The sequence below is a fragment of the Blastococcus sp. KM273128 genome (genome assembly GCF_021698975.1).
GTDB lineage: Bacteria > Actinomycetota > Actinomycetes > Mycobacteriales > Geodermatophilaceae > Blastococcus.
In genome coordinates this window covers 1-5,719 of record NZ_SSXA01000125.1, presented here as the reverse complement: position 1 = coordinate 5,719, position 5,719 = coordinate 1, and the positions used below count along the sequence as shown (strand labels likewise).

Annotated in this window: 6 protein-coding genes and 2 pseudogenes; 4 read left to right on the top strand and 4 right to left on the bottom strand. The window is 77.0% G+C overall.

All coding sequences use genetic code 11. The features are described from left to right. Together E9529_RS20840 and E9529_RS20835 are read right to left on the bottom strand one after the other, a co-directional pair. Nucleotides 1–279 (bottom strand): annotated as a pseudogene (locus tag E9529_RS20840) (hypothetical protein); the annotation flags it as partial. Nucleotides 280–298: 19 nt separating this feature from the next. Beyond that, on the bottom strand, nt 299–1,120 hold the full coding sequence (locus E9529_RS20835; protein ID WP_236833179.1) for a DUF4397 domain-containing protein: 822 nt from the start codon (nt 1,118–1,120) through the stop codon (nt 299–301). A gap of 139 nt (nt 1,121–1,259) precedes the next feature. On the opposite strand from E9529_RS20835, the gene E9529_RS20830 reads away from it, so the two are divergent. Both E9529_RS20830 and E9529_RS20825 read left to right on the top strand, forming a co-directional pair. Next, nucleotides 1,260–1,727, top strand: a complete 468-nt coding sequence (locus E9529_RS20830) for a DUF309 domain-containing protein (protein WP_236833178.1) — start codon at nt 1,260–1,262, stop codon at nt 1,725–1,727. A gap of 38 nt (nt 1,728–1,765) precedes the next feature. Continuing rightward, complete coding sequence (locus E9529_RS20825) at nt 1,766–2,557, top strand: hypothetical protein (RefSeq protein WP_236833177.1); 792 nt, start codon at nt 1,766–1,768, stop codon at nt 2,555–2,557. 11 nt (nt 2,558–2,568) lie between these two features. Here the strand turns inward: E9529_RS20825 and E9529_RS20820 are convergent, their stop codons facing one another. After that, nucleotides 2,569–3,936 (bottom strand): deoxyribodipyrimidine photo-lyase, encoded by a 1,368-nt coding sequence (locus E9529_RS20820; protein WP_236833176.1) that lies wholly within the window; start codon nt 3,934–3,936, stop codon nt 2,569–2,571. 46 nt (nt 3,937–3,982) lie between these two features. Next, complete coding sequence (locus E9529_RS20815; RefSeq protein WP_236833175.1) at nt 3,983–4,339, bottom strand: STAS domain-containing protein; 357 nt, start codon at nt 4,337–4,339, stop codon at nt 3,983–3,985. 141 nt (nt 4,340–4,480) lie between these two features. Between E9529_RS20815 and E9529_RS20810 the strand changes: the two genes are divergently transcribed. After that, complete coding sequence (locus E9529_RS20810) at nt 4,481–5,197, top strand: response regulator transcription factor (RefSeq protein WP_236833174.1); 717 nt, start codon at nt 4,481–4,483, stop codon at nt 5,195–5,197. Then, nucleotides 5,194–5,719 (top strand): annotated as a pseudogene (locus tag E9529_RS20805) (sensor histidine kinase); the annotation flags it as partial. The gene E9529_RS20810 and the pseudogene E9529_RS20805, both read left to right, overlap by 4 nt.

Below are 5,719 nucleotides of genomic sequence, written 5' to 3'. Positions count from 1 at the left end.
GCTCACGGTCACCGCGCTGTCGCGCAAGGACTCGCTGTCGGCGTCGAGCAGCACCCGCCCGCGCGGATCGACGTCCCCGGTCTCGGCGTCCCGGACGCTCACCTCCGGCAGCGTGGCGGTCGGAGGTGCGGTGGTGGTGGTGGCGGCGGGGCTCTCCAGCACCCGCTCGACCGGCGGACCCGCCGCCGCGTCCGGCCGGGACAGGACCCAGGCCGTCGGTGCTCCGACGGCGAGGGCCAGGCCCAGCACGGCGCTGGCGGCGGCGGGTCGCACGGTCATCTCCTCGGGGTGCCGGCGATCAGCGCGAGGAGCGGGCCAGCCGGTAGGCACCGGCGGCGGCCAGGGCGACACCGGCGACGGCGGCGGCGCCCACCGGCAGCGGCAGGGCCGAGTCGTCGGCCAGGCCGGCGCTCCCACCCGGGACACCGGACGGCGCCGAGTGCTGGCCGGAGATGCTCTGGACGGCGAGCTCGTACCCCGCGTCCTCGGAGCCCCAGGCGTAGACGATCGTCGTGGCGCCCTCGGCCAGGTCGAGGTCGGCCGGGCCGATGGCGACGGTGTCGGTGCCCGCCAGGACGACGTCGGCGTTGACCGTGCCGGCCGGGACGGTCAGCGACTCCTCGTTCGGGTTGGTCAGCCCGTCGACGACCACCTGGCCGCCCGCGCGCACGTCGACCGCGGGTGCGGCCGCCACGTGGCGCACGGTCACGCGCGCCTGGCCGGCGGGGATGTCGCCGGTCTCGTTGACGAACGGGGTGAGCGCGGGCTCGCCGCCCTCGGTGAGGTGGGCGACCACGGTGGCGTTGGCCCCGGCCGGGACGCTCACGCCGTCGGCCGACAGCAGCGGGTCGCCGGAGCCGTCCGGTGCGTCGGCCGGGAACAGCGCCAGGTCGTAGGAGCCCGCGGGCAGCTCGAGCGGGCCGGCCAGGGTGCCCGGCTCGAAGTCGTCGATCAGCCGCTCGCCGTTGGCGTAGACGTCGACGGTCAGGTCCGGCACGCCGTGCAGGACCGAGACGGTGGCGGTGTGGTTGTCGGCCAGGGCCGGGGTGGCGACCAGGACGAGGCCACCCGCGACGCCGAGGGCGCCGGCGGTACGACCGAGGGTGCGAACCGTGCTCATGGTGTTTCCTCTCGTCGAAGGGGTCGTGCTGAACGGTCTTCGCTCTCCCCTGCCGATCCGGATGCACGTCCGTCCGGTGGATGTCGCCGGATCGTCGCGCCGGGCTGCTGCCCGGTGACGACGGCGGGATGATGGGCCGGTGCCGGACCGGGATCGCGACGAGGAGGGCCGTGCCCGCAACGCCCGCCCGCGGGACGCCCTCGGGCGGCCCCTGCCGCGCGGCGCCGAGGGCGAGGACCGCGCCCCCGAGGGCGTCGTCCGGGCGCCGGCGGTGGCGCTCGCGGAGGCGCAGCGACTGCTGGACGCGGGGCGGCCGTTCCACGCCCACGAGGTGCTCGAGGACGCGTGGAAGAGCGCCCCGGAGCAGGAGCGGGAGCTGTGGCGGGGGCTGGCCCAGCTCGCCGTCGGCCTGACCCACGCCGCACGGGGCAACGCCCGGGGCGCGACGACGCTGCTGGAGCGGGGCGCGGGCAGCATCGCCGCCTACGCCGGGGCGCCGCCGCACGGGATCGACGTGGCCGGGCTGGTCGGGTGGGCGAAGGACCTGGCCGCGGCCCCGGGCGCGGGCGCCGACCCGGCCGCCGCGGCCCCGCGGCTGCGTGGCTGACCGGTTCGAAGCGCGCGCCGCCCGGGCATCCCCCGGGGATGACGACGACGGACGGAGCACGGAACGACGGCCTCCGGGCCGCGGCGGTCCTCGCCGCCGCGGTCGCGCAGGTCGTGGGCAGCCCGCTCGGCAGCGCGCTCGCCGGGCGCAGCGTCGGTGCGGTCAGCGACGAGACCGGCTCGCTGATCACCCCGGCCGGGTACGCCTTCAGCATCTGGGGCGTCATCTTCGCCGGGTCCCTGGCCTGGGCGGTCTACCAGGCGCTGCCGGCCCAGCGGGGCCGCGCCCTGCACCGCCGCACCGGGTGGCCCCTCGCCGCGGCCTTCGCCGGGAACACGGCCTGGGAGATCGCCTTCCCGCTGATCGGCGTCTCCGTGCCGCTGGTCCCCCTCGTGCTGCTCTTCTGCATCGTGGCGGCCACCGCGGTGGCGTGGGCGCGGCTGCAGGACCTCCGGGTCGAGGGGCTCGGGCGGGTGCTGCCGGCCGCGGTCACCGGCCTGCTGCTGGGCTGGGTGACCGTCGCCGCGGCGGTGAACGCCGGTCAGGCCGGTGTCGCGCTGGGTGCGCCGGCGTCGGGCACCACGGCGCAGGTCTGGGCCGTGGTGGTGCTCGCGGTGGTCGCACTGGTCGCGTCGGCGCTGGTGCTGGCCGCGCGCGAGGCCGCCGGCCCCTTCGCGCTCGCCGTCGTGTGGGGCCTGGTCGCCGTCGCGGTCGCCGGGCCGCCCTCCCCCGTGGTCGTCGCCGCCCTCGCCGCCGCCTCCGCCGTGGCGGTCGCCCTGGTGGTGCGCACCGTCGTCCGCCGGGACCCGGTCAGCCTGCTCGTCGGCTGACCGGCCGCGGATCAGCGCCCGCGGACGCGGGCGTAGCGGTCCAGCGCCACCTGCCGCTCGTGCGCGTGGTCGACGACCGGCTCCGGGTAGCCGGCGGGGACGCCACCCGGGGCCGTCCACGGCTCGTGCACGTGGCGGGGGTCGACGTCGCGCAGCTCCGGCACCCAGCGCTTCACGTAGGCGCCGTCGGGGTCGAACTTCTTCCCCTGCGTCACGGGGTTGAAGACCCGGTAGTAGGGCGAGGCGTCGGTGCCGGTGCCCGCGACCCACTGCCAGCCGTGGTTGTTGCTGGCCAGGTCGCCGTCGACCAGGTGCCGCATGAACCACCGTGCACCGACGGTCCACTCCTGGTGCAGGTCCTTCACCAGGAACGAGGCGACGATCATCCGCACCCGGTTGTGCACGTAGGCCTCGCCCAGCAGCTGGCGCATGCCGGCGTCGACGATCGGGAAGCCGGTGCGCCCGGTCTCCCAGGCGCGCACGAGCTCCGCGGCGTGCGGGCCGTCGTCGTAGCCCATGGCCTGCAGCTCCGGCTTGAGGTACTCGCGCGCCGACCCCGGCCGGTGCCAGAGCACGTCGGCGTAGAAGTCCCGCCAGGCCAGCTCGTCGGTGTACCGGCGGGCCGACTCCGACTGCCCGGCGGCCGCGAGGTCGGCGAGCAGGGTGCGCGGGTGGACGCAGCCGTACTTCAGGTACGCCGACATCCGGCTGGTGCCCGCGGTGCCGGGCAGGTTCCGGCCGTCGGCGTAGCCGGGCAGCCTCTCGTCGCGGAACCGGGCCCAGGCGGCCAGGGCGGCGGCCTCACCGGCGGGCGGGAGCACCACGCCGTCGAGGTCGGGGGCCGGCGGCGGGTCGTCGGAGGGGATGCCGGCGCGCCAGCGGACGCCGCCCGGGGACGACGCCGGGGCGCGCCAGCCGTGCTCCCGCCAGGCCCGGGCGAAGGGAGAGAACACCTGGAACGGCGTCCCGTCGCGCTTGGTGACCCGGCCGGGCGTCACGGCGTACGGGGAGCCGGTGCGCACGAGGGGGATCTCGCCCAGGGCCCGCTCCACGGCCTCGTCGCGGCGGCGGCCGTAGGGACCGGCGTCCGCGCTGACGTGCACCGTCGTGGCGCCCACCTCGCCGACCAGCGCGGGCAGCACCCGGGCCGGGTCGCCGCGGCGCAGGACCAGCGCACCCCCGAGGTCGGCGTCCAGCGCGGTCAGGCAGTCGAGCAGGAAGCGGCGGCGCGGCCCGCCGGAGGGGCCCCACAGCCGGTCGTCGAACACGAACACCGGGACGACGTCGCCGTCGGGACCGGCCGCGTCGCGCGCGGCCAGCAGGGCGGGGTGGTCGCGCAGGCGCAGGTCGCGGCGGAACCAGAGCAGCGCGGTGGGCACCCGGCCGAGCCTAGGAGCGGCCCGGCGGGCCCGCGCCCCGGACGGGTCAGGCCGAGCGGTCCAGGCCGTCCAGCCCGAGCACCCGCCACAGCCCAGTCCGGCGGAGCAGCCCCATGGTGCGCCGGTTGGCCCCGCGGACGACGACGCTGCCGCCGCGGGCCCGGCACGCCCGGTGCGCGGTGAGGAGGCTGGCCGCCGCCGGGCTGGACAGGTGCTCCACGTCGCGGACGTCGACGACCACCCGCCGCGCGCCGGTGATGAGGGCGTCGTGCAGGGCCCACCGGATGTCGGCGACCCCGTCGGCGAGCATCTCCTCGGTCAGCCGGAGGACGACCTCGCCGGACTCGTGACGGGAGGAGCCCGTGGCACCGGGTGCGCGGTGGTCGCGGTCGGCAGCGTGCACGGTGGTCTCCTCCGCGATCGGTTCCGCTGGTGCCTGCAGCCTCGCGGGCGGAGTTTGCGATCTCCCCGGTCACGACATTGCGATCCGATGACGGTGCCCGCCCCGCCCGGGACCGGGAGGGCGCGGTGGGAGCATGACCGCGTGCCGTTGCGGATCATGATCGTGGAGGACGACGACTCCATCCGGACCGCGCTGCGGTGGGCGCTGGAGGACGAGGGGTACGACGTCGCGGAGGCGGCCTCGGGCGAGGACGCCGTCCGCATGGTGGGCATCGCCCCGCCGGACATGATGATCGTCGACCTGATGCTCGGGGCGGTGGACGGGCTGACCGTCATCCGCGAGGTCCGCCGCGACCACGACCTGCCCGTCGTCGTCGTCAGCGCCCGCGCCGACACGCAGGACATCGTCGAGGCGCTGGAGGCCGGCGCCGACGACTACGTGACCAAGCCGTTCCAGGTCAAGGAGATCACCGCGCGGCTCAAGGCGCTGCGCCGGCGGACCGCCGCGGTCCCGGCGGGCGCGCCCGCCGTCGCCACCCGGCCGGGCGTCGTGCTCGACCACGACCCCGAGGCCCCGCTCGTCCTGCGGGAGGCCAGCGGGACCGTCTACCGCGGCGACCGGCAGCTCCCGCTCACGCTGACCGAGTTCCGGGTGCTGTGCGAGCTGGCCGCGGCGCCGGGGCGGGTCTTCAGCCGGCAGGCGCTGCTCGAGCGGGTGTGGGAGCACGGCTTCTTCGGGGACGAGCGGATCGTCGACGTCCACGTGCGCCGGTTGCGCACCAAGGTCGAGCGGGACCCGGGCAACCCGCGTCTCGTGGTGACCGTCCGGGGGCTGGGCTACCGCCTGGACGTGCAGTGAGGGCGGTCCCCGGCCGGCGGGGGCTGCGGGGCCGGATCGTGGTGGGCTTCGCCGCCAGCACCCTGCTGGTCTCGGCCGTGCTGGTGACGACCACCTGGCTGCTGGCCCGCAGCTTCCTGGTGGAGCAGCGCGAGCAGGCGTTCACCCAGCAGGCGTTCGCCGACGCGGAGGTGCTGCGCAACCGGCTGGCCGCCGCCGGCGCCGACGTCGGGGCGGTGCTGGGCGAGCTGGTCCCGTTCGGCGACGCCGAGGTCGTCGTCCGGAGCGGGGACGACTGGTACTCCTCGAGCCTGGAGGTGGGGCGGCGCGACGTGCCGGCGGCGCTGCGCGAGGTGGTCGCCGACGGCGCCGCGGGCGTGCAACGGGTGGACACCGCGAACGGCCCGCGGCTGGTCGTCGCCGTCCCCGTGGTGAGCGCCGGCGTCGAGGTGTACGAGATCGCCCCGCTGGACGACCTCGCGGCGCTGCTCGGCACGCTCGGGGTGGTGCTGGGAGCGGGGGCGGGGGTCGCGACCCTGGCGG